Genomic DNA, 2,843 nt, shown 5'->3' with positions numbered 1-2,843 from the left:
GTATGTTCCGGCGGTGTCCTACTCTCCCACACCCTGTCGAGTGCAGTACCATCGGCGCAGGTGAGCTTAGCTTCCGGGTTCGGAATGGGACCGGGCGTTTCCCCACCGCTATAACCGCCGTAACTCTATGAAACTATCCACACAATCGTGTGTTGTTTCAGATACCGCACAGTGGACGCGTAACATCTTCGTTGGTAAGCCCTCGGCCTATTAGTACCGGTCACCTCCACACATTACTGCGCTTCCAGTTCCGGCCTATCAACCCAATAATCTGTTGGGGGCCTTACCCACTCGAAGGTGGTGAGAAACCTCATCTAGGAACAGGCTTCCCGCTTAGATGCTTTCAGCGGTTATCCCTTCCGAACGTAGCCAACCAGCCATGCCCCTGGCGGAACAACTGGCACACCAGAGGTTCGTCCGTCCCGGTCCTCTCGTACTAGGGACAGCCTTCCTCAAGTTTCTAACGCGCGCGGCGGATAGAGACCGAACTGTCTCACGACGTTCTAAACCCAGCTCGCGTGCCGCTTTAATGGGCGAACAGCCCAACCCTTGGGACCTACTCCAGCCCCAGGATGCGACGAGCCGACATCGAGGTGCCAAACCATCCCGTCGATATGGACTCTTGGGGAAGATCAGCCTGTTATCCCCGGGGTACCTTTTATCCGTTGAGCGACACCGCTTCCACACGCCGGTGCCGGATCACTAGTCCCGACTTTCGTCCCTGCTCGACATGTCTGTCTCACAGTCAAGCTCCCTTGTGCACTTACACTCAACACCTGATTACCAACCAGGCTGAGGGAACCTTTGGGCGCCTCCGTTACCATTTAGGAGGCAACCGCCCCAGTTAAACTACCCACCAGGCACTGTCCCTGAACCGGATCACGGTCCGAGGTTAGAAGTCCAATACGACCAGAGTGGTATTTCAACGACGACTCCCACGACACTAGCGTGCCGCTTTCACAGTCTCCCACCTATCCTACACAAACCGTACCGAACACCAATACCAAGCTATAGTGAAGGTCCCGGGGTCTTTTCGTCCTGCCGCGCGTAACGAGCATCTTTACTCGTACTGCAATTTCGCCGAGTCTGTGGTGGAGACAGCAGAGAAGTCGTTACGCCATTCGTGCAGGTCGGAACTTACCCGACAAGGAATTTCGCTACCTTAGGATGGTTATAGTTACCACCGCCGTTTACCGGGGCTTAAATTCTCAGCTTCGCCCCCGAAAGGGCTAACCGGTCCTCTTAACCTTCCGGCACCGGGCAGGCGTCAGTCCGTATACCTCGTCTTACGACTTCGCACGGACCTGTGTTTTTAGTAAACAGTCGCTTCTCTCTGGTCTCTGCGACCCAACCCAGCTCAAGCCGCAAGGGCTGTCACCGGACCGGGCCCTCCTTCTCCCGAAGTTACGGAGGTATTTTGCCGAGTTCCTTCACCACAGTTCTCTCGATCGCCTCGGTATTCTCTACCTGACCACCTGTGTCGGTTTGGGGTACGGGCCGTGTACCAACTCACTAGAGGCTTTTCTCGGCAGCATAGGATCACTGAATTCACCTCAACGGCTACGCATCACCTCTCAGGCACATGCTGTGCGGATTTGCCTACACAACGCCCTACAGGCTTACACCCGGTAATCCACCACCGGGCCCAGCTACCTTCCTGCGTCACCCCATCGCTTGACTACTACAGCCAGGATCCCGTGCATCCCTCTTGGGTCTCCCGAAGGAGATCCCGCCAGTTCAGGACGGTTAGCACAACTGATTCGCCATTGGGCGCGGATACACGGGTACGGGAATATCAACCCGTTGTCCATCGACTACGCCTGTCGGCCTCGCCTTAGGTCCCGACTCACCCTGGGCGGATTAACCTGGCCCAGGAACCCTTGGTCATCCGGCGGACGAGTTTCTCACTCGTCTTTCGCTACTCATGCCTGCATTCTCACTCCCACAGCCTCCACACCTGGATCACTCCGGCGCTTCCCCGGCTGCAGGACGCTCCCCTACCCACCCAGACTCCTGGCCCGAAGGCAAGATAATGTCTGAGTGCCGCGGCTTCGGCGGTGTACTTGAGCCCCGCTACATTGTCGGCGCAAGACCACTTGACCAGTGAGCTATTACGCACTCTTTCAAGGGTGGCTGCTTCTAAGCCAACCTCCTGGTTGTCTCAGCGATCTCACATCCTTTTCCACTTAGTACACGCTTAGGGGCCTTAGCCGGCGATCTGGGCTGTTTCCCTCTCGACTACGAAGCTTATCCCCCGCAGTCTCACTGCCACGCTCTCACACACCGGCATTCGGAGTTTGGCTGACTTCGGTAAGCTTGTAGGCCCCCTAGGCCATCCAGTAGCTCTACCTCCAGTGTGAAACACGTGACGCTGCACCTAAATGCATTTCGGGGAGAACCAGCTATCACGGAGTTTGATTGGCCTTTCACCCCTACCCACAGCTCATCCCCTCAGTTTTCAACCTAAGTGGGTTCGGGCCTCCACGTCGTCTTACCGACGCTTCACCCTGGCCATGGGTAGATCACTCCGCTTCGGGTCCATGACATGCGACTCAAACGCCCTATTCGGACTCGCTTTCGCTACGGCTCCCCCACACGGGTTAACCTCGCCACACACCGATGACTCGCAGGCTCATTCTTCAAAAGGCACGCCATCACCCCACAACGAGGGCTCTGACGGATTGTAAGCGTCCGGTTTCAGGTACTATTTCACTCCCCTCCCGGGGTACTTTTCACCTTTCCCTCACGGTACTAGTCCGCTATCGGTCACCAGGGAGTATTCAGGCTTACCGGGTGGTCCCGGCAGATTCACAGCAGATTTCACGGGCCCGCTGCTACTCGGG

The 2,843-nt window shown here is 56.8% G+C and carries 2 rRNA genes; both read right to left on the bottom strand.

The features are described from left to right. Nucleotides 1–5: 5 nt before the first annotated feature. Nucleotides 6–122 (bottom strand): 5S ribosomal RNA (rrf, locus tag QH470_RS30625). A 68-nt stretch (nt 123–190) separates the two neighbouring features. Beyond that, nucleotides 191–2,843 (bottom strand): 23S ribosomal RNA (locus tag QH470_RS30620); the annotation flags it as partial.

The organism is Nocardia wallacei, from assembly GCF_029868745.1.
Taxonomy (GTDB): Bacteria; Actinomycetota; Actinomycetes; order Mycobacteriales; family Mycobacteriaceae; genus Nocardia; species Nocardia wallacei_B.
Note: the sequence above shows the minus strand (reverse complement) of the source record. Positions and strands in the feature narration are given on the sequence as shown.